At 55.1% G+C, this 22,315-nt stretch carries 21 protein-coding genes and 1 pseudogene; 10 read left to right on the plus strand and 12 right to left on the minus strand.

Annotation, left to right across the window (positions count from 1 at the left end):
* Positions 1-40: 40 nt before the first annotated feature.
* From manX to mntP, 5 genes are all read left to right on the plus strand, one after another.
* Complete coding sequence (gene manX, locus FHC51_RS18690; protein ID WP_220436322.1) at positions 41-1,018, plus strand: PTS mannose transporter subunit IIAB; 978 nt, start codon at positions 41-43, stop codon at positions 1,016-1,018.
* 58 nt (positions 1,019-1,076) lie between these two features.
* Entirely contained in the window at positions 1,077-1,874 is a 798-nt protein-coding gene (locus FHC51_RS18695; protein ID WP_103180025.1) for a PTS mannose/fructose/sorbose transporter subunit IIC, read from the plus strand.
* Between the two features lie 12 nt (positions 1,875-1,886).
* Positions 1,887-2,738 (plus strand): PTS mannose transporter subunit IID, encoded by an 852-nt coding sequence (locus FHC51_RS18700; protein ID WP_220436323.1) that lies wholly within the window; start codon positions 1,887-1,889, stop codon positions 2,736-2,738.
* A gap of 57 nt (positions 2,739-2,795) precedes the next feature.
* Positions 2,796-3,254 carry a DUF986 family protein gene (locus FHC51_RS18705; protein ID WP_103180027.1) on the plus strand — a complete coding sequence of 153 codons (459 nt, stop codon included), beginning with the start codon at positions 2,796-2,798 and terminating at the stop codon, positions 3,252-3,254.
* A gap of 387 nt (positions 3,255-3,641) precedes the next feature.
* Positions 3,642-4,205: a manganese efflux pump MntP gene (gene mntP / locus FHC51_RS18710; RefSeq protein ID WP_220436731.1), complete on the plus strand. Its 564-nt coding sequence runs from the start codon at positions 3,642-3,644 to the stop codon at positions 4,203-4,205.
* On the opposite strand, the gene rlmA is transcribed toward mntP, so the two are convergent.
* The 7 genes and pseudogenes from rlmA to mgrB all read right to left on the minus strand — a co-directional run bounded on the left by rlmA (position 4,202) and on the right by mgrB (position 9,430).
* Positions 4,202-5,017 carry a 23S rRNA (guanine(745)-N(1))-methyltransferase gene (gene rlmA / locus FHC51_RS18715; RefSeq protein ID WP_114314648.1) on the minus strand — a complete coding sequence of 272 codons (816 nt, stop codon included), beginning with the start codon at positions 5,015-5,017 and terminating at the stop codon, positions 4,202-4,204. The two genes, mntP and rlmA, sit on opposite strands and share 4 nt — an antisense overlap.
* A 66-nt stretch (positions 5,018-5,083) precedes the next feature.
* A complete protein-coding gene (gene ftsI / locus FHC51_RS18720; protein WP_114314647.1) occupies positions 5,084-6,802 on the minus strand; it encodes a peptidoglycan glycosyltransferase FtsI in 1,719 nt (572 codons plus the stop codon).
* A gap of 219 nt (positions 6,803-7,021) precedes the next feature.
* Positions 7,022-7,231 carry a transcription antiterminator/RNA stability regulator CspE gene (cspE, locus tag FHC51_RS18725; protein WP_001062678.1) on the minus strand — a complete coding sequence of 70 codons (210 nt, stop codon included), beginning with the start codon at positions 7,229-7,231 and terminating at the stop codon, positions 7,022-7,024.
* Positions 7,232-7,243: 12 nt separating this feature from the next.
* A pseudogene (locus tag FHC51_RS18730) lies at positions 7,244-7,388 on the minus strand (DUF2627 domain-containing protein).
* A gap of 525 nt (positions 7,389-7,913) precedes the next feature.
* Positions 7,914-8,903 carry an MBL fold metallo-hydrolase gene (locus FHC51_RS18735; protein WP_220436324.1) on the minus strand — a complete coding sequence of 330 codons (990 nt, stop codon included), beginning with the start codon at positions 8,901-8,903 and terminating at the stop codon, positions 7,914-7,916.
* A 19-nt stretch (positions 8,904-8,922) separates the two neighbouring features.
* Entirely contained in the window at positions 8,923-9,213 is a 291-nt protein-coding gene (locus FHC51_RS18740) for a YebO family protein (protein ID WP_114386423.1), read from the minus strand.
* Positions 9,214-9,286: 73 nt separating this feature from the next.
* Positions 9,287-9,430 (minus strand): PhoP/PhoQ regulator MgrB, encoded by a 144-nt coding sequence (mgrB, locus tag FHC51_RS18745; RefSeq protein ID WP_103180034.1) that lies wholly within the window; start codon positions 9,428-9,430, stop codon positions 9,287-9,289.
* A gap of 158 nt (positions 9,431-9,588) precedes the next feature.
* Between mgrB and FHC51_RS18750 the strand changes: the two genes are divergently transcribed.
* Positions 9,589-9,828 (plus strand): YobH family protein, encoded by a 240-nt coding sequence (locus FHC51_RS18750; protein WP_103822359.1) that lies wholly within the window; start codon positions 9,589-9,591, stop codon positions 9,826-9,828.
* 55 nt (positions 9,829-9,883) lie between these two features.
* Here the strand turns inward: FHC51_RS18750 and kdgR are convergent, their stop codons facing one another.
* Positions 9,884-10,675 (minus strand): DNA-binding transcriptional regulator KdgR, encoded by a 792-nt coding sequence (kdgR, locus tag FHC51_RS18755; RefSeq protein WP_039030796.1) that lies wholly within the window; start codon positions 10,673-10,675, stop codon positions 9,884-9,886.
* 178 nt (positions 10,676-10,853) lie between these two features.
* Here kdgR and FHC51_RS18760 point away from each other — a divergent pair, with 178 nt between their 5' ends.
* Positions 10,854-12,227: an MFS transporter gene (locus tag FHC51_RS18760; protein ID WP_103822360.1), complete on the plus strand. Its 1,374-nt coding sequence runs from the start codon at positions 10,854-10,856 to the stop codon at positions 12,225-12,227.
* A gap of 46 nt (positions 12,228-12,273) precedes the next feature.
* Here the strand turns inward: FHC51_RS18760 and htpX are convergent, their stop codons facing one another.
* From htpX to FHC51_RS18780, 4 genes are all read right to left on the minus strand, one after another.
* Complete coding sequence (gene htpX, locus FHC51_RS18765) at positions 12,274-13,155, minus strand: protease HtpX (protein ID WP_103180037.1); 882 nt, start codon at positions 13,153-13,155, stop codon at positions 12,274-12,276.
* 195 nt (positions 13,156-13,350) lie between these two features.
* Entirely contained in the window at positions 13,351-15,399 is a 2,049-nt protein-coding gene (prc, locus tag FHC51_RS18770; protein WP_156239109.1) for a carboxy terminal-processing peptidase, read from the minus strand.
* Positions 15,400-15,418: 19 nt separating this feature from the next.
* Positions 15,419-16,105 (minus strand): RNA chaperone ProQ, encoded by a 687-nt coding sequence (gene proQ / locus FHC51_RS18775; RefSeq protein ID WP_103822362.1) that lies wholly within the window; start codon positions 16,103-16,105, stop codon positions 15,419-15,421.
* Between the two features lie 97 nt (positions 16,106-16,202).
* On the minus strand, positions 16,203-16,700 hold the full coding sequence (locus tag FHC51_RS18780) for a GAF domain-containing protein (protein ID WP_114314642.1): 498 nt from the start codon (positions 16,698-16,700) through the stop codon (positions 16,203-16,205).
* Between the two features lie 131 nt (positions 16,701-16,831).
* Here FHC51_RS18780 and yebS point away from each other — a divergent pair, with 131 nt between their 5' ends.
* The 3 genes from yebS to rsmF all read left to right on the plus strand — a co-directional run bounded on the left by yebS (position 16,832) and on the right by rsmF (position 22,236).
* Positions 16,832-18,115, plus strand: a complete 1,284-nt coding sequence (gene yebS / locus FHC51_RS18785; RefSeq protein WP_220436325.1) for a membrane integrity lipid transport subunit YebS — start codon at positions 16,832-16,834, stop codon at positions 18,113-18,115.
* Positions 18,084-20,717 (plus strand): PqiB family protein, encoded by a 2,634-nt coding sequence (locus FHC51_RS18790; protein WP_220436326.1) that lies wholly within the window; start codon positions 18,084-18,086, stop codon positions 20,715-20,717. Before yebS ends, FHC51_RS18790 begins: the two co-directional genes overlap by 32 nt.
* 76 nt (positions 20,718-20,793) lie before the next feature.
* Entirely contained in the window at positions 20,794-22,236 is a 1,443-nt protein-coding gene (gene rsmF, locus FHC51_RS18795; RefSeq protein WP_220436327.1) for a 16S rRNA (cytosine(1407)-C(5))-methyltransferase RsmF, read from the plus strand.
* Positions 22,237-22,315: the final 79 nt, after the last annotated feature.

Below are 22,315 nucleotides of genomic sequence, written 5' to 3' on the forward strand. Positions count from 1 at the left end.
CTCACCCGGGGGCATTAACGATAATAAAAGGAGGTAGCAAGTGACTATTGCTATTGTTATAGGCACACATGGTTGGGCTGCAGAGCAGTTACTTAAAACCGCAGAAATGCTTTTAGGCGAACAGGAAAACGTCGGTTGGATCGATTTCGTTCCCGGTGAAAATGCTGAGACGCTGATAGAAAAATATACCGCTCAACTGGCAAATCTGGATACCAGCAGCGGCGTGCTGTTCCTTGTTGATACCTGGGGCGGCAGTCCATTTAACGCGGCAAGCCGCATTGTGGTTGATAAAGAGCAGCATGAAGTTGTTGCCGGGGTTAACATCCCCATGCTGGTCGAGACGCTGATGGCCCGTGATGACAATCCGAGCTTTGACGAGCTGGTTGCCCTGGCTGTCGAAACCGGTCGTGAAGGCGTGAAAGCGCTGAAAGCAAAACCTACAGAAAACGTCGCTCCGGCGGCTGCCCCTGCCCCGGCTGCTGCCCCAAAAGCCGCCGCCCCGCTTAAGCCGATGGACCCGAACGATTACATGCAGATTGGCCTGGCGCGTATCGACGACCGTCTGATTCACGGCCAGGTGGCTACCCGCTGGACCAAAGAGACCAACGTCCAGCGCATCATTGTGGTCAGCGATGAAGTCGCCGCTGATACGGTTCGTAAAACCCTCCTTACCCAGGTGGCCCCGCCGGGCGTCACCGCGCACGTGGTGGATGTCGCCAAAATGATCCGCGTTTACAACAACCCGAAATATGCGGGTGAACGCGTGATGCTGCTGTTTACCAACCCAACAGACGTCGAACGTATTGTTGAGGAAGGGGTAAAAATCACCTCCGTGAATATCGGTGGTATGGCTTACCGTCAGGGCAAAACGCAGGTGAATAATGCGGTGTCGGTGGACGAAAAAGATATCGAAGCGTTCAGGAAACTCAACGATCGCGGGATCGAGCTTGAAGTTCGTAAAGTCTCTACCGACCCGAAACTGAAAATGATGGATCTGATCAGCAAAGTGGCGAAATAAGCCGGCGCTGGTTGACAAATTTCACACTTAAGTCTGTTAAAGCTATAGGAGAAGTACAATGGAGATTACCACTCTTCAGATTGTGCTGGTGTTCATCGTCGCGTGTATAGCGGGTATGGAATCCGTACTAGATGAATTTCAGTTTCACCGTCCGCTGGTCGCCTGTACGTTAATCGGCGCCGTTCTCGGCGATATGAAAACCGGTATCATCATCGGTGGTACCCTGGAAATGATCGCCCTGGGCTGGATGAACATCGGTGCGGCCGTTGCGCCGGATGCGGCTCTCGCCTCCATCATCTCTACCGTGCTGGTTATCGCCGGCCATCAAAATATCGGCGCCGGTATCGCGCTGGCTATCCCACTGGCTGCAGCAGGCCAGGTACTGACCATCATCGTGCGTACTATCACCGTTGCATTCCAGCATGCGGCAGATAAGGCGGCGGAGAATGGCAACCTGACGGCGCTGTCGTGGATCCACGTCTCGTCCCTGTTCCTGCAAGCCATGCGTATCGCTATCCCGGCGGTGATCGTGGCAATCTCCGTCGGTACCAGCGAAGTCCAGGGCATGCTGAACGCCATTCCTGAAGTCGTCACCAGCGGTCTGAACATTGCAGGCGGCATGATCGTGGTCGTCGGTTATGCGATGGTCATCAACATGATGCGCGCAGGCTACCTGATGCCGTTCTTCTATCTTGGCTTCGTTACCGCGGCATTTACCAACTTCAACCTGGTGGCACTGGGTGTGATTGGTGCGGTAATGGCTATCCTCTACATCCAGCTCAGCCCGAAATATAACCGCGTAGCCGGTAGTGCACAGGTTGCTGGTAATAACGATCTCGATAACGAACTGGACTAGCAGGTGAGCGAAATGGTTGATATGACTAAAACTACCCCTCTGAAAAAACTGACTTCGGGTGATATTCGTGGCGTGTTCATCCGTTCAAACCTGTTCCAGGGTTCATGGAACTTCGAACGTATGCAGGCGCTGGGCTTCTGCTTCTCGATGGTACCGGCGATCAAACGCCTGTACCCGGAAAACAACGAAGCGCGTCGTCAGGCGATTAAGCGTCACCTGGAATTCTTCAACACCCATCCATACGTTGCGGCGCCGGTTCTGGGCGTAACGCTGGCGATGGAAGAGCAGCGTGCTAACGGCGCAGAGATTGACGATGGTGCCATCAACGGTATCAAAGTGGGTCTGATGGGGCCGCTGGCGGGCGTAGGTGACCCGATCTTCTGGGGTACCGTGCGTCCGGTCTTCGCCGCGCTCGGTGCGGGTATCGCCATGAGCGGTAGCCTGCTGGGTCCTCTACTCTTCTTTATCCTGTTTAACGTGGTACGTCTGGCAACCCGTTACTACGGTGTGGCCTATGGCTACCGTAAGGGCGTGGATATCGTCCAGGATATGGGCGGCGGCTTCCTGCAGAAACTGACTGAGGGGGCGTCAATCCTCGGCCTGTTTGTCATGGGGGCGCTGGTTAACAAGTGGACGCACGTTAACATCCCGCTGGTGGTGTCAACCATCACCGGTCAGGATGGTCAGACCCGTGTGACCACCGTGCAAACCATTCTTGACCAGCTGATGCCGGGCCTGGTACCGCTGCTGCTGACCTTCGCCTGTATGTGGCTGCTGCGTAAAAAGGTCAATGCGCTGTGGATCATCGTCGGCTTCTTCGTTATCGGTATCGTCGGTTACGCTATCGGTCTGCTGGGTCTGTAATTTTTTAGTGAATACACCGGGGGCATGAACGCCCCCGTTTTTTTATCCGGAGGATGAATGACGGTCACGGACATCGTACTGGTTGTCTTTATTGTTGCCCTTCTGGCGTATGCCCTCTACGACGAATTGATCATGCCCCGCCGCAACGGCGCGACGTTGCTCTCAATCCCCCTTCTGCGCCGCGGTCGCGTTGATGCCATCATCTTTACCGGTCTGCTGCTGATCCTTATCTATAACAACGTGATGAGCCAGGGGGCATTGCTGACCACATGGTTATTATCTGCCCTGGCATTAATGGGGTTTTACCTGTTCTGGATCCGGGCGCCGAAAATAATCTTCAAATCTACTGGATTCTTTTTCGCCAATGTCTGGATAGAATATAACCGCATTAAAGAGATGAATTTATCAGAAGACGGCGTGCTGGTGATGCAATTAGAGCAGCGACGTTTGCTTATCCGGGTAAGAAATATTGACGATCTGGAGAAGATATACAAATTATTGGTTAAGACTCAATAAGATACAAAAATAGCACTGGCTATATTTCGCTATGCTTTTCACAGTGTTATATAGCCAAAGCTATATTATTTCGCGATAGTTACGGGCTATTATTAACGTTATTTTCACATAATTTTCTAAATGAAAATCGTTATCAAAAACTAATCTGAATAATACTTCCCTGTAGTTGTTTTATATTCTCAAAATATGTTAAGGTTGCGCCCGTCGTTGGGGAGTAGCCGATTTCCGGTTTACCGGAAATGTACGTGTCAACATACTCGTTGCAAAACGTGGCACGTACGGATTTTTCTGCACAGCAGAAGGATCAGGCGAGACCATAGACGCATCGACTGCTGTTTACTGGGGGCAGTGATGTGTCATATGGATATCCCCGGTCTGGACGCGCTGATGAACCTCTCTGCAACACTTCTTCTGGCCTTTGGCATGTCGATGGATGCATTCGCCGCTTCCATGGGCAAAGGCGCCACGCTGCATAAACCTAAGTTCTCTGAAGCCCTGCGTACCGGTCTTATCTTTGGTGCTATCGAAACTCTGACCCCGCTGATTGGCTGGGGGCTGGGGATGCTCGCCAGCCAGTTCGTGCTGGAGTGGAACCACTGGATCGCCTTTATTCTTCTGACCTTCCTCGGCGCACGTATGGTTATCGAAGGTATTCGGAATGATGTCGGGGACGATGAGCCGATTCAGCGCCACGGCTTCTGGCTGCTGGTGACAACGGCTATTGCTACCAGTCTGGATGCGATGGCCGTCGGCGTCGGCCTGGCTTTCCTGCAGGTCAACATCATTGCCACCGCGCTGGCGATCGGCTGCGCGACCTTTATTATGTCTACCCTGGGCATGATGATTGGCCGTTTTATTGGCCCGCTGTTAGGGAAACGCGCCGAGATCCTCGGCGGTATCGTCTTGATCGGCATTGGCGCACAGATTATGTGGAGCCACTTCGCCGGTTAACTGACTCGCTGCCAGCAGTGGATACTAAAATCTGTCTGGCAGCTGAAATGCGCCTGTTTTGCCAGCGCCTCCCACACCTCCGGCTTTGCCCGCCACGCAAACGGCGTCATCTGCAGCAGCGCTACCGCCTCTTTTCCAGTCAGTGACATGTTATAGGCCAGCGACAGCGCCTCTTTCAGTACAAAGCCCTCCAGCTGCTCCGAATGCGGTGCATGCAGCAGAACTTCACTGTAAATCAGCCCTTTCAGCTCCATCAGGTGACGCGGTCCTGGCGTCACGGTGATCACCCAGCCGCCCTCTTTTACCACGCGTGCCAGCTCCTCGCCTTTGCAGGGGGCGTAGATGCGAACGACCGCATCCATACTGTTCTCTTCAAAAGGCAGACGATGGCTGGAGGCCACACAGAACGTCACCTCTGAATAGCGTTTAGCCGCCGCGCGGATGGCAGATTTTGAGACATCCAGACCAAAGGTGGCCGCGCCCTTTTCCTGCGCAGTTTGGGCAAAGGCAGCCGTGTAATAGCCTTCGCCACAGCCAATATCGAGAAGTGAGGTCGCGCCATCCGGCAGTAAGGCCGCCAGCTTACCGGCTACCGCGTCACGCAGGGGCTGATAGTGCCCGGCATCAAGGAAGGCCCTGCGCGCCTGCATCATCTCTGCACTGTCGCCCGGATCGCGCGACCGCTTGTGCTGGACCGGCAGCAGATTGACATAGCCCTCTTTCGCCATATCGAACCGATGCCCCTGTGGGCAGGCGTAACTTTTATCCGCATGGGCGAGCGGCGCGTGGCAAAGAGGACAGCAGAATGTCATGGGAACTCCGGGCAATCATAAAGGGCGAAAGTGTACCGCTAATCGCCCCGCTATAAAACGCCTTGCTTAACGCATGACGATAAGATGGCTGGAATCGGCCGGGAGTCCATCCGGCTTGATGTTTTCGATGCGCAGCACGTCGCCCATTATCTGGCTGAAAACCGGTGCCGAAACCGCCCCGCCGTAATAGGCACCGTTTTGCGGATCGTTAATCACCACCGCCAGGGCAAATACCGGGCGGCTGGCCGGTGCGACGCCGGCTGTATAGGCCACATATTTGTCGACATAATTACCGCCATCGTCGATTTTTTTCGCGGTGCCGGTTTTCACCGCCACCCGGTAGTCGCGCACCGCGGCTTTGATGCCGCCCCCACCCGGCAGGGCCACGCTTTCCATCATATGTTCCACCTCCTTCACAATCGAGGCGGGCATCACCTGGGTACCCATAACCGGCGGGTCGATGCGGGTGATAGAGAGTGGACGCTCCAGGCCATAGCTGCCGATAGTGGCGTAGACGTGGGCGAGCTGTAATGGCGTGACCATCAGGCCGTAGCCGAAGGCAAAGGTGGCGCGATCGAGCTGGCTCCAGAATTTACGCTCCGGCAGCAGGCCGCTGCTCTCTCCCGTCAATCCGAGACCGGTGGAACGACCAAAACCAAACCCGTGGTAAGTATCCAGTAGCCGCTGGATCGGCATCGCCAGCGACAGGCGTGACACACCCGTGTCGCTCGATTTTTGCAGTATGCCGGTCAGCGTCAGCTCCGGGTAGTAACCGACGTCGCGAATGCGGTGTCCGGCCAGGGTGTAGGGATGGGTGTCGATCACGCTGTCTGGCTGCACCAGCCCCTGCTGCAGGGCGGTCATCAGCACCAGCGGCTTGACGGTAGAGCCGGGTTCAAAGGTGTCGCTGATGGCGCGATTACGAAAATCGTTCAGCGTGGCACCCTCGCGGTTGTTGGGATTGAAATCCGGGTAGTTGGCCATCGCCAGGATCTCGCCCGTCTGGATGTTGATCAGCACCGCTGCCCCCGACTCCGCTTTATTCCAGGCGACAGCATTGTCCAGCGCATCTTCCGTGATGGTCTGCAGCCGCTCATCAATGCTCAACTGGATGTTATGCGCCGGAACGGGCGGCACTTCGGTAATATTTTCGATCACGCGTCCGAAGCGATCCTCACGCACGCGGCGCAGGCCGGGTTTGCCGGTGAGCTGCGCGTTAAAACTTTTCTCGATCCCTTCGATGCCCTGGCCGTCGATATTGGTAAAGCCGATCAGGTTAGCCGCCACGTGTCCGGCCGGGTAAAAACGGCGCGACTCATCACGCAGGCTGATACCAGGCAGCCGGAGTTTGGCGATCCACTGGGCCTGAGCGGGATCCACCTGGCGGGCCAGATAGATAAAACGGCCATGTGGATTGCTGTTGATGCGCGCCGCAAGCGTGGGGAGCGACAGATGTAGCGCACTGGCTAATGCCTGCCAGCGCGCGTCAAAACCCACTCCCCCTTTTGCCAGCACCGTTTTCGGATCCGCCCAAACCGCCCGCACCGGCACACTCACGGCCAGCGGTCTCCCCTCCCTGTCCATGATCATCCCTCTGGGGGCATTGATGGCGACCTCACGCAGGGAGCGCATATCTTCCTGCTTAACCAGCGGATCGGGTTTAACGATCTGCAACCAGGCGACACGACCCAGAAGAAAGAGAAGACTGCCTAAAATCACCAGACAGAGGAGAGCAAAACGTAACGGGGTGAAGTTTGCTGCGGGATTGACGGGTTTCTTTTTCACCAGGGCTCCAGGGCTGAGTAACAACGCCCTGATTTAACGGCAAATTTGAGCCGCGAGGGTGAAAACAATGCTAATACTCTCGCAGCTTTGAAACAAACTGCTAACAGCGACGCATGCGGTAATACTTTGAAAAATATCCATTAAAAAGCCCCGCACAGGCGAGGCTTTATATCTCTGCAACTGAAACGTTATGACGCTTCAGATCAGGCAGGGGTTCGATCAGATAGCGGTTACGTTAACAGCAGCCGGACCTTTCTGGCCGTCCTGAATTTCGAACTCAACGTTCTGGCCTTCAGCCAGAGTTTTGAAGCCGTTACCCTGGATTGCAGAGAAATGTACGAATACATCTTTGCTGCCGTCAGCAGGAGTAATGAAACCAAAACCTTTAGACTCGTTGAACCACTTAACTTGACCTTTGATCTTTGCCATTTGCAAAATTCCTTAGAATGTTTTCTTAGCCCGCGGGCATTAACTGAGATAAAACTGAGACATTACTGCATGAGGCACTAATATAAGGTTCGGCAGAGAAGCGGTATTCAACGACAACGTGTTTACTCAGGACTTCTTTACTGAAAATGCCACACATAAACAGAACTGTACCTCGTTTGACCCAAACCGTGTTATCACATACAACTTAAATAATGGCAAGCCATTTTTAAACGTGTCTCGATCAGCCGCACAAATTCCGAGACTGACTTGCCACAATCTGCACAGTAATGCACGTTCAGTGTATACCAGACCAAAATGTTGCCTGCCCAGTCGCTGTCAGGATAAGCGCTGTTATCAAAGACTTTTTTACATTAGCTCAATAACTTCATATCGTCCAGCAAGCGCGCCAGAATTTCTGTGGTCGCTATTTCATTTAGAACTTTTCGTGAAAAGTTATGCTGAATTGATCGTAACGACAAGGGATTGTTGCAGGAAAAAAACATTGTATATCGCTTCGCTTGTTTAAGTTATATACACCTAAACCGGTAATTCGCTATGCACCAAAATAATGATATTTTTATGAACCTGCCTCAAAAAAAGGCAATCAAAACGTTTCGATTAAAATAAAATATGACGCCTGTCGGTTTAATAAAGAATATCCGCTAATTGAACCAGTAACAGTTTACAAGGATAAATATTGACCAATACGCAGAGGATGAAAGTTATCGCTGCGCGGGGATAACTCTGCCAGTGCCTGCGCGAGCTCTCTGACGGGCTCATCCAGTGATTCATCTGCCAGTTCAAAGACACCCCAGTGGATCGGGATCGCCAGTGGCATACCCAGCTGTTGCCAGAGGTTCACCGCCGCCTGCGGATCCATATGATGAATCGACATGAACCAACGTGGTGCATAGGCTCCGACAGGTATGGCGGCGGCATCCAGTTTTCCCAATCGCTCCGGAATGGTTAACAGCTCCGGGGTAAAACCGGTATCGCCGCTAAACCAGAAGCGCTGCCTCTCGCTCTCAAAGACCCAGCCACACCATAACGAGCGATCGCGATCCCAGAGGCTACGCATGCTCCAGTGTTGCGCCGGTACGGCGGTAAACACCAGCCCTTCGAAAACATAGCTTTGCCACCAGTCCAGTTCGATAACCTGTTTCGCCCCACGGCGGCGACACCACGCCCCTAGTCCTAAAGGCACAAAAAAGGTCAACTGCGGAAAGCGTCGCAGAAGCTGGCGCACCGTGGCGGAGTCCAGGTGATCAAAATGGTTATGGGAAATGACAACGGCATCAAGTGGCGGAAGCGCCGCGACACTCATCACCGGGGGCGTTTTTCTTATCGGCCCGGCAAACGACACCGGCGAGGCGCGCCGGGAAAAAACCGGATCGGTGAGGATGTACTTTCCGTTCAGACGTAGCAGCAGGCTGGCGTGGCCCAGCCACCAGACGCCATCTTCTTCAAGGGTATTGAGCGTAACGGGCTGCCACCACTGGCGAATAAAGGCGTCATAGCCTTCTGAAGGCGGTTTGGGCAACCCGGCGGCTTTACGCGCCTTGCGCCAGCGTTCCACATCGCCGGGTTGACGGACAGGGGCATCCAGATTGCGGAAACCCTGCGGGGTATGATGCGCAAGGGAGGGGTTATACCAGGGATTACGCCAGGCCATACTCACCTCCCCTGACCGATTAGCGTTCGGCTACCAGACGAATAAAGTCATCGTCCTGGCTCTTAGCCGTCTCTTCTGGCGCTTTTGGTACCTCTTTCTCTTCCGGTTCATTAGCTTCGCACAGCCGACGCAGCAGGACATTCTGTCGTTTCTGCAGGTCGACTAACTTCTCCAGCAGTTCGATCTGCTCGTTGGTACGGGAGCTCGCGCGATTGACAAAAAACCACAGCACCAGGCCCGCAACCAGCAGTACGACCGAAATCGCCAGAGATGCCACGCTGAACATCCCGGAATTGACTAACTCACCCATTTCACTCCCCCATAAAAGCGCCTATTTTACCACTCGCGTTAAGGAAGGAAATCACTTGCGATAAAAATGACAACTACCAGGGGATAAACTTATTAATAGAACAAATACCGCTAAAGAACTGTACATCCTGGTCGCACATCACATTGATGGTCTGCGTCCAAAGCAAAACACAGGCCACTAACACTAAGACCAGAATAACCCAGCGTATTTTCTTCACTCCACTCTCCGTACCGTAACTGCCTGATGCCAGGTTATCATGCGCAACTTAAACCATGCCTAACTGTAACGCGAAGGCGATGCTTTCGGAATCATAGACTTGTTAAAGTAAGTGTATCGATTACGCTAAGCGGCAGTTATTCAAAAAATGAGGTAATGATGCGCTTTTTTATTCGCACATTGATTGTTATTGCGCTGGTCTGGACGGGTGTACTGCTCGCGGGTTACGGCGTCTTGATCGGCAGTAAAGAGAATGCAGGCGGGCTCGGGATCCAGTGCAAGTATCTCACCGCCCGCGGCGTCAGCACGGCGCAGTATATTCATTCAGACAGCGGTATTATCGGACTCTCCCGCTGCCCGCTCCTGCGAAAGAGCGAGACAGTGATCGATAACGGCTGATCCAATGCATAAAAAAACGCCGCCATCTGGCCGCGTTTTTTTATGGCGTTTTCAATCAGAACGGATAGTCGTTGTAACCCATCTGTTCAGAAATCTTACGCGCCGCTGTGTGCAGCATTTCAACGTACTCGTGCAGATGCTCTTCAGAGAAACGCAGCGTCGGGAAGGAGATACTCAGGCCGGCAATAACGACACCGAAACGGTCGAATACTGGAACGCCGATGCAGCGCAGACCCTCTTCCTGCTCCTGGTTATCTTCGCCATAACCCTGCTCACGAACTTTATCCAGCACCTGCAACAGCTCTTCAGTGGTGGTAATGGTACGCTCAGTGCTGCGTTTGTACTCCACGTTCTCAAGGATCTGCTTCACTTCATCACGGTCGCGCCATGCCAGCAGAACTTTACCGATAGCGGTACTGTAGAGCGGGTTGCGGCGGCCAATGCGTGAGTACATACGCAGGTTATACATGGAGTCAATTTTATGGATATAGACGATACTGTCTTCATCCAGCGCCCCCAGGTGCACCGTCTCTTTCGTCAGACGGGAGAGTTCGCGCATCTGAATATCCGCGCTACGGATCAGATCGACGTTCTGCAGCGCACGCGCGCCCAGTTCAAATAACTTCAGGGTCAGGGAGTATTTTTCAGACTCGCCTTCCTGTGCAACATAACCCAGTGATTTCATGGTCTGTAAAAAGCGATAAACGGTGCTTTTTGACATCATCACACGCTGGGACAGCTCAGTAATACCGATTTCGCGCTCTTCACCTAGCGCCTGCAGGATGCCGAACACCTTTAACACGGATGAAACAGAATCTGGCTGTTTATCCAAATCCGCGATTGCCATTAATCACCTCAACGCAAGTGTTTTATAAAATTCAGAACCGGTTTTTATTATAAATTCGCTCATGCATTGCTGCAATCAATCCTGCTTTACCTGGTTACAAATCTGCGACATACAGCCGAAATAACAGTGATAATATCGTTACCCTGTTAATAATAACCCCCACTTCTAATAAATTTTCATGACTACACCCCTTAAAGATGGCCTGCCGCTGCCGCAACGCTATGGCGCTATTGCCACCATTATCATCGGTATTTCAATGGCTGTACTGGATGGCGCTATCGCCAACGTCGCCCTGCCAACCATTGCCAGCGACCTGAATGCTTCCCCGGCCAGCTCAATATGGATCGTTAACGCCTACCAGATAGCTATTGTTATCTCGCTGCTCTCGTTCTCGTTTCTCGGAGATATGTTTGGCTACCGCCGGGTTTATCAGTGCGGACTGGCGGTATTTACGCTGACATCCCTCTTTTGCGCCCTTTCAGATACGCTGCACATGCTGACGCTGGCGCGTATCATGCAGGGGTTCGGCGGGGCGGCGCTGATGAGTGTGAATACCGCCTTGATCCGCCTTATCTATCCTCAGCGACATCTGGGCCGGGGGATGGGCATTAACTCCTTTATTGTTGCCGTCTCCTCGGCGGCGGGTCCGACCATCGCCGCAGCGATCCTCTCGGTCGCTTCCTGGCAGTGGCTATTTTTAATCAACGTTCCACTTGGGATCGTGGCGTTACTGTTCGCCCTGCGCTATTTACCCGCCAACGGACCGAAAAGCAGTATGCCAAAATTCGATCTCCCGAGCGCAGTCATGAACGCCCTCACCTTTGGCCTGCTGATCACCGCCCTGAGCGGCTTCGCTCAGGGACAGTCGCTGACGCTGATTGCGGGCGAGGTCGTGGCGCTGCTGGTGGTAGGCTTCTTCTTCGTGCGGCGTCAGCTGGCACTGCCGGTGCCGTTATTGCCGGTAGATCTGCTGCGTATTCCGCTCTTCTCCCTCTCCATCTGCACCTCCATCTGCTCCTTCTGCGCGCAGATGCTGGCGATGGTCTCTCTGCCCTTCTTCCTGCAGAGCGTGATTGGCCGCTCGGAAGTGGAAACAGGACTACTGCTAACCCCCTGGCCGCTGGCAACGATGGTGATGGCGCCGCTGGCGGGCTATCTGATTGAACGGGTGCATGCGGGGTTACTGGGCGCACTGGGGATGGTAATAATGGCGGCGGGTCTCTTTGCCCTCGCCCTGCTGCCTGCGGCACCTCACGATCTGGATATTATCTGGCGGATGGTGCTGTGCGGGGCGGGCTTTGGCCTGTTTCAGTCACCGAATAACCATACCATTATTACCTCAGCCCCCCGCCATCGCAGCGGCGGCGCCAGTGGGATGCTGGGCACCGCCCGCCTGCTGGGACAGAGTACCGGCGCGGCGCTGGTGGCGTTGATGTTCAACCTGGCCGGACAAAGCGGCACGCATCTGGCGCTGCTGACCGCCGGCACGCTGGCTATCGTCGCGGCCATCATCAGCGGATTGCGGGTGAGCCAGCCTCGTTCGCAGGCATAAAAAAAGCGCGTCTTCAGACGCGCTTTTTTATTAGCAAACCCAGCCGTTATTTCAGGTATTCACCGTTACGCAGCGCTGCAATACGCTTATCCAGCGGCGGGTGAGACATGAACAGCTCGCTCAGCGATTTTGATTTACCGTTAATGCAGAATGCCATCATGCTTGAGGCTTCCTGCGGTTCATAGCTGGTTTTCAGACGCTGCAGCGCAGCAATCATCTTCTCGCGCCCCACCAGTTTGGCTGAACCCGCATCCGCGTGGAATTCACGGTGACGGGAGAACCACATGGTGATAATGCTCGCCAGAATACCAAATACCAGTTCCAGCACCATAGAGACCGCGAAGTAGATCAGCGGGTTACCGTTACTCGATTCGCCTTCCTCACGATCGCCACCCATAAAGCCTGCGGCAATCTGGGCAATAATACGCGAGATAAAGATTACGAAGGTGTTCACGACACCCTGGATCAGGGTCATGGTCACCATATCGCCGTTAGCAATGTGGCTGATCTCGTGGGCGATAACCGCTTCGGCTTCATCACGGCTCATGTTCTGCAACAGGCCGGTACTCACTGCAACCAGAGAGGCGTCGCGACGCGCGCCGGTGGCAAAGGCGTTGATATCCGGCGCGTGATAGATCGCCACCTGCGGCATGGCGATACCCGCCTGACGGGACTGGTTGGCAACGGTGGTCATCAACCACTGTTCCATATCGTTACGCGGTTGCTCAATAACCTCGCCGCCAACGGACTTCAGTGCCATCCACTTGGACATCAGCAGTGAGATAAAGGAGCCACCAAAACCAAACAGCAGCGCCATAATTAACAAACCCTGAACGCTGCTCGACTGAATTCCTGTCAGGCTGAGCACCAGCCCGAAGACCACCATGACCGCCAGGTTGGTGAGCAGGAAGAGCGCGATTCGCATCATAATATTCTTTTAACCTCAGTTTAACAAAACGCACTATGCGATTACCCACATCGTATGGGTATTCCGTATATTTTCAAGGATTGCAGCGGCGTAAGTCACCAGAAAGACACAACTTTACACAATAAAAGGAATGCCTGACGGCAGGATGCGGTTAACAAAAAAACAGGCACAATTTCTTGTGCCTGTCTGGGGAGATTATTTAGCCGGAGCGGGATTCCCGGCGGGCTTCTCTTTTTCCAGTTTCGCCAGATCGATAGCGATTTTCACCGTCTCATCAAGATAGGGATCCGGCTCCTGATAATCCTTCGGCAGGTCGTCCAGCTTTTTGAGGGCTGGCTTTCCTTCACGTTTGAAGCGGTCGTTAATCCGCGCCAGACGTGTTGCATCATCCTCTTCGTTCTCTTTCAGACGCTGCGCGTAATTCAGAGAGACGATATTGCGTTTCGCCTTCAGGGCGTTGAAGCGGGCAATATCTTTGATGATGTACTGGAACTCAGGATCTTTGGCGATGCGATCGTCGTGCTGCTTCAGCAGCGCCGGACCAAACGGAGTCATGTCGCCCGATTTCACGAAGGTGGCAGCGTTCACGCTATCCCACGGCAACGCGTTATCTTCAAACTTCTCACCTGTTTCGGTCTCTTCGGTTCCCGTCGGCATGATAATATCCGGGGTCACGCCTTTACGCTGGGTACTGCCGCCATTCACGCGGTAGAACTTCTGGATGGTGTACTGTACCGAGCCCAGCGCTGGCCATTCCGGACGCAGCATCTGATCGTAAATGCGGTTCAGAGAGCGGTACTGCTGTACCGTGCCCTTACCGAAGGTCGGTTCGCCAACAATCAGCGCGCGGCCATAATCCTGCATGGCGGCAGCAAAGATCTCCGATGCCGAAGCACTGAAGCGATCGACCAGCACCACCAGCGGCCCTTTGTAGTAGACGACGCCATCGGTATCCGCGTCTTCACGCACTTTACCGTTATTGTCGCGAACCTGTACCACCGGACCGGACGGGATAAACAGACCCGAAAGCGAAACCGCCTCGGTCAGGGCGCCGCCGCCGTTGGTACGCAGATCGATAATAACGCTCTTAACGTTCTGTTTTTCCAGCTTCTGCAGTTGCACTTTGACGTCGTCCGTCAGGCCCACATAGAAACCAGGAATATCCAGCACGCCAACCTTATCTTTACCTACGGTTTTCACCGACATTTTTACCGCGCGATCTTCCAGACGGATGCGCTCGCGGGTCAGGGTAACGATACGGGTCTTGGTACCTTTGCCCGCTGGTAGAATTTCCAGACGGACTTTACTGCCTTTCGGCCCTTTGATCAGGGCAACCACATCATCCAGACGCCAGCCGATGACATCGACCATGCTCTGACCAACCTGACCGACACCCACAATGCGATCGCCTACGCTTATCGCCTTGCTTTTAGCAGCCGGACCGCCGGCAACCATGGAGTTAATGACGGTGTAATCGTCGTCCATCTGCAGCACCGCGCCAATCCCTTCAAGGGAGAGGCTCATCTCGGTGTTAAACTGCTCGGTGTTGCGCGGAGAGAGATAGTTGGTATGCGGATCGATTTCGTGCGCGAAGGCGGTCATCGCCAGCGAGAAAACATCTTCACTGTTGGTCTGCGCCAGGCGACGAATGGCAAATTTGTAGCGGCGGGTCAGCGTTTCGCGGATCTCTTTCTCATCCTTACCGGTGAGTTTGAGGCTCAACTCGTCGTACTTAACTTTGCTGTCCCACAGCTGATTCAGCTCGGCTTCATCTTTTGGCCACGGCGATTTACTGCGGTCAAGATTAAAGGTGTCGTTACCCGTGAAGTCCATTGGACGTTCAAGCACCTTAAGCGCGTACTGATAGCGCTCAAAACGGCGTTTCTGCGACAGGTTATACAGGTCGTAGAACAGGTCCAGCTTGCCGCTGCGTAACTCATCCCCGACCTGAGTCTGCTTTTTGGCAAATTGTTCGACATCGCTCGCCAGCAGGACGTTATGGCTGTAGTCCAGCAGGTTCAGATAGCGGTCGAAAATTTTTGTCGAAAAAGCCTCGTCGAGATCGAACTGACGATAGTGCGAACGGGTGAAGCGCGACGTGACGCGCTCACTGACCGTCGCGTGCTGAGTCTCTTCCTTCAGAACCGGAATCTGATCGACACGCGTAATCTCGTCCACAGCGAAAGCGTGGCCTGTTATCGCAAACAGGCCAGCCAGCGCGGTGAGCTTAAAAAATGTGTTCATGCCGGGCTTGGCCTCCGTTTTAGAACAACAAGTGTTCTGCGCGTACAATCATTGACAGACCAGAAGTCAGCTGTACACGAACGCCATCTTTGGTGATTTCCTGTACGGTGGCATCCATAGCATTGTTACCCGCTTTGACCTTCAGAGACTGACCGACGCTCAGGGCGTTAATGTCAGAAACCGGAGTGTGGCGCGGCTCTTCACGAGGCGCACGCGGGGCTTTTGCTGCTGGTTGCTCAGCACGAGGCTTACGCTCGGTATTTTCTTTGCGACGTGGTGCAGGACGTGGCTTGCGCTCACGGCGAGGCGCTTCTTCCTGGCCATTGGCCGCGGCAGCTTCGCGTTTTTTCGCTTGCTGTTCAGCACGCTGAGCCTGAACGCGCGCTTTGGCTTCTTCAAGCTGCTTACGCGCATGCTCTACGTGCTGCTCGTCCAGCACGCCGCACGGGTTGCCGTCGAGGTCAACACGCGTTGCGCCCGCTTTGATACCGTAAAGGTAACGCCAGCTCGAAGTATAAAGACGTAAGGCGGAGCGGAGTTGGGTTTTGCTGAGGTTCATCTCACCTTCAACACGCTCTACCAGATCCTGAAAAATACCAATTTTCAGGGGACGAGCTTCGCCCTCGGCACTAAAACATTGAGGAAAACGTTCGGCCAGAAACGCGATAACTTCTTTACTGCTATTCAACTTAGGTTGATTTTCCATGAAATTTCCTGATTACAACGGACGTTGCCGACAAGCCGCAGGCATGAACAGGCGTCATTATAATGACGCCATCCGTAAATGCTACGTTATCCGTTGATTATCCTGCGACGCTCGCAAAGAATTTATGATAATCGGTCGCGGCGAGAACCTGTTCCAGATTCCCTACCAGCTCGCGCAGCCCCTGTTCATCCTCGGGGGTAAAGCGATTAAAGACCGTGCTGTCGATGTCCAGAACACCAATAATCTGATTTTCCACTGTCAGTGGCAGCACGATTTCAGCGTTGCTGGCGCTGTCGCAGGCGATATGCCCGTCGAACGCATGAACGTCATCCACGCGCTGCACCTGGTTTTGCGCCACCGCCGTACCGCAAACACCGCGCCCAACCGGGATACGGACGCAGGCCAGTTTGCCCTGAAACGGCCCCAGCACCAGCGTGTCGCCTTCCAGCAGATAAAAACCGGCCCAGTTCACATCGGACAGACGTTCGAAAAGTAACGCGCTGGTGTTCGCCAGGGTGGCCAGGAAACTGGTTTCACCTGCCATCAATGCCTGGAAATCGCGGTTTAAATCCGCGTAGAATTCTGTTTTGTTCATTATTCAATCACTTGGTTGTCTTACAAAATTACAGCATAGCCTATTAAAATACGCATTATTTGCGTTCATGCTCAAGATGAATCAATTCATGAGTTAAGATAACTATTAACTATCCCTTTTTAGCGCGACCGATGACTCTTAAATCACCGAAAATAACGCCGACGAAAAAGATCACTGTGCATGCGGTTGGCGATGCGCTGCCTCGTGCACATTATCAGCGTTGTCCGCAATGCGATACGCTTTTTACGTTGCCAAAGATGAAATCATACCAAAGTGCTTTCTGCCCGCGCTGCAACGCAAAAATCCGCGATGGCCGCGACTGGTCACTGACCCGGCTGGCGGCGATGGCCGTGACCATGATGCTGCTGATGCCCTTCGCCTGGAGCGAGCCCCTGCTTCAGCTGCACCTGTTGGGCGTGCGCATCGACGCAAACCTGTTGCAGGGGATCTGGCAGATGACTCGTCAGGGCGATCCCCTGACGGCCTCCATGGTGCTCTTCTGTACCGTCGGCGCGCCGGTGGTGCTGGTGGCGGCGATAGCCTATCTGTGGTTCGGCAATATTCTGGGGATGAACCTGCGCCCGGTGCTCCTGATGCTGGAGAAGCTCAAGGAGTGGGTGATGCTGGATATCTACCTGGTAGGGATTGTCGTGGCCTCAATCAAAGTGCAGGACTACGCTTATCTGCAGCCGGGCGGCGGCCTGTTCGCCTTTATCGCGCTGGTGATATTGAGCGTTCTGACCCTGATTCACCTCAACGTGGAGCAGCTTTGGGAGCGTTTTTATCCCCAGCGCCCCGCCACCCGCTACGATCCGGCACTGCGGGTCTGCCTGGGTTGTCACTACACCGGCCTGCCCGACGCGCGGGGCCGCTGTCCGCGCTGCCATATTCCCCTGCGCCTGCGGCGGCATAACAGCCTGCAGAAATGCTGGGCGGCGCTGATCGCCTCGATGATATTTCTGCTGCCAGCTAACCTGCTGCCGATTTCGGTGATTTATGTCAACGGCGCGCGGCAGGAGGACACCATCATGTCGGGTATCGTCTCGCTGGCCCACAGCAACATCGCCGTGGCGGCGATCGTCTTTATCGCCAGTATTCTGGTGCCCTTTACCAAAGTGGTGGTGATGTTTACTCTGCTCGTGAGCATTCATTTCAAATGTGAGCAGGGGCTGAGAACCCGCATACTGTTGTTGCGCTTCGTGACCTGGATTGGCCGCTGGTCAATGCTGGATCTGTTTGTTATTTCGTTGATGATGTCGCTGATCAATCGCGATCAGCTCCTTGCTTTTACTATGGGACCCGCAGCGTTCTATTTCGGCTCTGCGGTGATTTTGACTATTCTTGCAGTGGAATGGCTGGATAGCCGCTTACTTTGGGATGCACATGAGTCAGGAAACGCCAGCTTCGCCGACTGAAGCGCGAGTTAAAACAAAACGTCGTATTTCGCCATTCTGGTTATTGCCGGTTATCGCACTGATGATCGCCGGTTGGTTAATCTGGACCAGCTACGAGGATCGCGGCAATACCATCACCATTGACTTTCAGAGCGCCGACGGCATCGTTGCAGGCCGAACGCCCGTCCGTTTTCAGGGGGTTGAGGTGGGCACCGTCCAGGATGTTTCCCTGGACAAGAACCTGAATAAAATCGAGGTTCGCGCCAGCATCAAATCCGATATGAAAGATGCCCTGCGCGATGAGACCCAGTTCTGGCTGGTTACGCCCAAAGCCTCGCTGGCGGGCGTCTCCGGGCTGGATGCGCTGGTCGGGGGTAACTATATCGGCATGATGCCGGGCAAAGGTGAGCCAAAAGATCACTTTACCGCCCTCGACACGCAGCCGAAATACCGGCTTAACAATGGCGATCTGATGATCCATCTGCATGCGGCGGACCTGGGCTCCTTAAACAGCGGCTCGGTGGTCTATTTCCGTAAGATCCCCGTTGGCCGCGTCTATGACTACGCCATCACCCCCAACAAGCAGGGGGTGGTTATCGATGTGCTGATTGAGCGGCGCTTTACCTCGCTGGTGAAAAAAGGCAGCCGGTTCTGGAATGTCTCCGGCGTGGATGCCGACCTGAGCCTGAGCGGGGCCAAAGTGAAGCTCGAGAGCCTGGCGGCGCTGGTGAACGGCGCAATCGCCTTCGATTCCCCGGAAGGTTCTGAGCCCGCTACCCAGGAAGATGATTTCGGCCTGTATAAAGATCTGGCCCACAGCCAGCGCGGCGTGATTGTGAAGCTCACCCTCCCCTCCGCGGATGGCCTGAAGGAGGAGTCCACCCCGCTGATGTACCAGGGGTTACAGGTCGGGCAGCTCACCAAAATGACGCTCAACCCTGGCGGCCTGGTGACCGGTGAGATGACTGTTGACCCCAGCGTGGTCGATCTGCTGCGCAAAAACACCCGCATAGAATTGCGTACGCCGAAACTCTCCCTCAGCAACCCCAGCGTCAGCAGCCTGCTGACCGGCAGTACGTTTGAGCTCATTCCCGGCGGCGGCGAACCGGTTAACCAGTTTGTCATCGCCCCGGCCGATAAGGCGCTGCTGCAAAAACCCGGCGTGCTGACCGTGACCCTCAACGCACCGGAAAGCTACGGAATCGACGCCGGCCAGCCGCTGATTCTGCACGGGGTGCAGATTGGCCAGGTACTTGAGCGCAACTTAACCAGCAAAGGCGTCACCTTTTCGGTGGCGATTGATCCGCAGTACCGCGAGCTGGTGCATGGCGACAGTAAATTCGTGGTTAACAGCCGGGTAGACGTGAAAGTCGGGCTCGATGGCGTCGAGTTCCTGGCAGCCAGCGCCAGCGAGTGGATCAGCGGCGGGATCCGTATCCTGCCGGGTGAGAAAGGTGCCATGCGCGACAGCTATCCGCTGTATGCCAACCTCGATAAAGCCCTGGAAAACAGCCTGAGCGATCTGCCGACCACCACCCTGACGCTGGTGGCCGACACCCTGCCGGACGTGCAGGCGGGCTCGGTGGTGCTGTATCGTAAATTCGAAGTGGGTGAAGTGATCCTGGTGCGCCCGCGCGCCAATGCCTTTGATATCGAACTGCATATCAAACCGGAATACCGCAAGCTGTTGACCAGCAACAGCGTGTTCTGGGCTGAAGGCGGGGCCAAAGTGCAGCTTAACGGCAGCGGCCTGACGGTGCAGGCCTCTCCGCTCTCCCGCGCCCTGCGTGGGGCCATCAGTTTCGACAACCTGAGCGGGGCCAGCGCCAGCCAGCGTAAAGGCGACAAGCGGATCCTCTATCCGTCTGAGACCGCAGCGCGTGCTGTCGGCAGTCAGATTAACCTGCATGCCTTTGACGCGGGCAAGCTCTCCGAAGGGATGCCGATACGCTATCTGGGGATCGATATCGGGCAGGTCCAGAGCCTGAAGCTGATCACCGCCCGCAATGAAGTGCAGGCCACGGCGGTGCTCTATCCGGAATATGTCGACAACTTCGCCCGCACCGGGACGCGCTTCTCGGTGATCACCCCGCAGATTTCCGCGGCGGGCGTTGAGCATCTCGATACCATTCTCCAGCCTTATATCAACGTGGAGCCTGGACAGGGTAAATCGCGTCGCGACTTCGAGCTGCAGGAGGCGACCATCACCGATTCACGCTATCTTGATGGCCTGAGCATTGTGGTGGAGGTCCCGGATGCAGCATCCCTTGATATCGGTACGCCGGTGCTGTTCCGTGGAATGGAAGTGGGTACGGTCACCGGCCTGTCGCTGGGGACGCTCTCGGATCGGGTGATGGTGGCCCTGCGTATCAGCGATCGCTATCAGCACCTGGTACGTAACAACTCCGTCTTCTGGCTGGCTTCCGGCTACTCGCTCGACTTCGGCCTGACCGGCGGGGTGGTGAAAACCGGGACCTTTAATCAGTTTATCCGCGGCGGTATCGCCTTTGCGACGCCGCCGGGCACCCCGCTCGCGCCGAAATCTCAGCCTGGCAAGCACTTCCTGCTGCAGGAGAGCGAGCCGAAAGAGTGGCGCACCTGGGGAACGGCCCTGCCACGATAACCCCTACGCTCCGGTGTCAACCCACCGGAGCGTTTGTGGTACACTGCGCGCCTCTTTGACTCCCTGTGGTGCGCTCGTGTCTCAACGTTCCGTCTATCTGCCAGAAGAATTTCTGGCACAAATGCGCCAGGCTCTGCCTGACCCTCTCTCTCTTGATGCGTTTATCGCTGCCTGCCAGCGCCCGCTGCGCCGCAGCCTGCGCGTCAACACCCTGAAAATCAGCGTGGCCGATTTCCTTACGCTTGTCGCCCCCTACGGCTGGCAGCTCACCCCTGTGCCGTGGTGCGAAGAGGGATTCTGGATCGAGCGTGACGACGAAGAGGCGTTGCCGCTGGGCAGTACCGCAGAACATCTGAGCGGGCTCTTTTATATTCAGGAAGCCAGCTCCATGCTGCCGGTTGCTGCGCTGTTTGCCGATGGCAATATGCCCGCCCGGGTGATGGACGTGGCGGCCGCCCCCGGCTCCAAAACCACCCAGATCGCCGCGCGGATGAACAACCAGGGCGCAATCCTCGCCAATGAGTTTTCTGCCAGCCGCGTTAAGGTGCTGCACGCGAACATCAGCCGCTGCGGGATCAGCAACGTGGCGCTCACCCATTTCGATGGCCGCGTGTTTGGCGCCGCCCTGCCGGAAGCCTTTGATGCGATCCTGCTGGACGCCCCCTGCTCCGGCGAAGGGGTGGTGCGAAAAGATCCCGATGCGCTGAAGAACTGGTCCGTTGCCAGCAACCTGGAGATCGCCGCCACCCAGCGCGAGCTTATCGACAGCGCCTTCCACGCCCTGCGTCCGGGCGGCACGCTGGTCTATTCCACCTGCACCCTGAACCGCGACGAAAACGAAGCCGTTTGTCTGTGGTTGAAAGAGCAGTACCCGGATGCCGTTGAATTCCTGCCGCTTAACGACCTGTTCGCCAGTGCCGGGGACTGCGTTACGCCTGAAGGCTTCCTGCACGTCTTCCCGCACATTTACGACTGCGAAGGCTTTTTCGTGGCGCGCCTGCGTAAAAAGGCCGCCATTGCACCGCTGCCCGCTCCCAAATATAAGGTCGGAAATTTTCCGTTCACGCCCCTTAAAACCCGCGAAGCCCAACAGATTACTGCCGCCGCTAACCAGGCGGGCCTGTACTGGGACGACAACCTGCGTCTGTGGCAGCGTGATAAAGAGGTGTGGTTATTCCCGACAGAGATTGAGCCGCTGATCGGCAAAGTGCGCTTCTCCCGTCTTGGCCTGCGCCTGGCGGAAACGCACAACAAAGGCTATCGCTGGCAGCATGAAGCGGTGATCGCGCTGGCAGGCCAGCACAATACCTTTGCCTTAACCCAGGCGGAAGCGGAAGAGTGGTATCGCGGACGCGATGTCTGGCCGCAGGAGACCCCGTCCGGGGATGATGCTGTAGTAACCTGGCAGGGCTTCCCGATAGGCATGGCGAAAAAAGTGGGCACGCGATTGAAAAACAGCTATCCGCGCGAGCTGGTTCGTGATGGCCGCTTGTTTACCGGTAACGGTGAAGCGCGCTAAAAAAAGCACTTTTTTACTGGCGCTTTTGCTCTTCATTGACCAGGCTGAAAAGTGGGCGACTATACTGGTCGTACCAGAA

The organism is Leclercia sp. EC_58 (genome assembly GCF_019584355.1).
Taxonomy (GTDB): domain Bacteria; phylum Pseudomonadota; class Gammaproteobacteria; order Enterobacterales; family Enterobacteriaceae; genus Enterobacter.

What these genes read in the sequence shown, in the direction of transcription:
- FHC51_RS18780 (WP_114314642.1), bottom strand. Translation starts at nt 16,700, where the DNA reads ATGAACAAAACAGAATTCTACGCGGATTTAAACCGCGATTTCCAGGCA.
- FHC51_RS18740 (WP_114386423.1), bottom strand. Translation starts at nt 9,213, where the DNA reads ATGGGTGAGTTAGTCAATTCCGGGATGTTCAGCGTGGCATCTCTGGCG.
- FHC51_RS18750 (WP_103822359.1), top strand. Translation starts at nt 9,589, where the DNA reads ATGCGCTTTTTTATTCGCACATTGATTGTTATTGCGCTGGTCTGGACG.
- FHC51_RS18700 (WP_220436323.1), top strand. Translation starts at nt 1,887, where the DNA reads ATGGTTGATATGACTAAAACTACCCCTCTGAAAAAACTGACTTCGGGT.
- yebS (WP_220436325.1), top strand. Translation starts at nt 16,832, where the DNA reads ATGACTCTTAAATCACCGAAAATAACGCCGACGAAAAAGATCACTGTG.
- FHC51_RS18695 (WP_103180025.1), top strand. Translation starts at nt 1,077, where the DNA reads ATGGAGATTACCACTCTTCAGATTGTGCTGGTGTTCATCGTCGCGTGT.
- FHC51_RS18760 (WP_103822360.1), top strand. Translation starts at nt 10,854, where the DNA reads ATGACTACACCCCTTAAAGATGGCCTGCCGCTGCCGCAACGCTATGGC.
- prc (WP_156239109.1), bottom strand. Translation starts at nt 15,399, where the DNA reads ATGAACACATTTTTTAAGCTCACCGCGCTGGCTGGCCTGTTTGCGATA.
- cspE (WP_001062678.1), bottom strand. Translation starts at nt 7,231, where the DNA reads ATGGCAAAGATCAAAGGTCAAGTTAAGTGGTTCAACGAGTCTAAAGGT.
- FHC51_RS18705 (WP_103180027.1), top strand. Translation starts at nt 2,796, where the DNA reads ATGACGGTCACGGACATCGTACTGGTTGTCTTTATTGTTGCCCTTCTG.
- rlmA (WP_114314648.1), bottom strand. Translation starts at nt 5,017, where the DNA reads ATGACATTCTGCTGTCCTCTTTGCCACGCGCCGCTCGCCCATGCGGAT.
- htpX (WP_103180037.1), bottom strand. Translation starts at nt 13,155, where the DNA reads ATGATGCGAATCGCGCTCTTCCTGCTCACCAACCTGGCGGTCATGGTG.
- FHC51_RS18790 (WP_220436326.1), top strand. Translation starts at nt 18,084, where the DNA reads ATGAGTCAGGAAACGCCAGCTTCGCCGACTGAAGCGCGAGTTAAAACA.
- mntP (WP_220436731.1), top strand. Translation starts at nt 3,642, where the DNA reads ATGAACCTCTCTGCAACACTTCTTCTGGCCTTTGGCATGTCGATGGAT.
- FHC51_RS18735 (WP_220436324.1), bottom strand. Translation starts at nt 8,903, where the DNA reads ATGGCCTGGCGTAATCCCTGGTATAACCCCTCCCTTGCGCATCATACC.
- proQ (WP_103822362.1), bottom strand. Translation starts at nt 16,105, where the DNA reads ATGGAAAATCAACCTAAGTTGAATAGCAGTAAAGAAGTTATCGCGTTT.
- kdgR (WP_039030796.1), bottom strand. Translation starts at nt 10,675, where the DNA reads ATGGCAATCGCGGATTTGGATAAACAGCCAGATTCTGTTTCATCCGTG.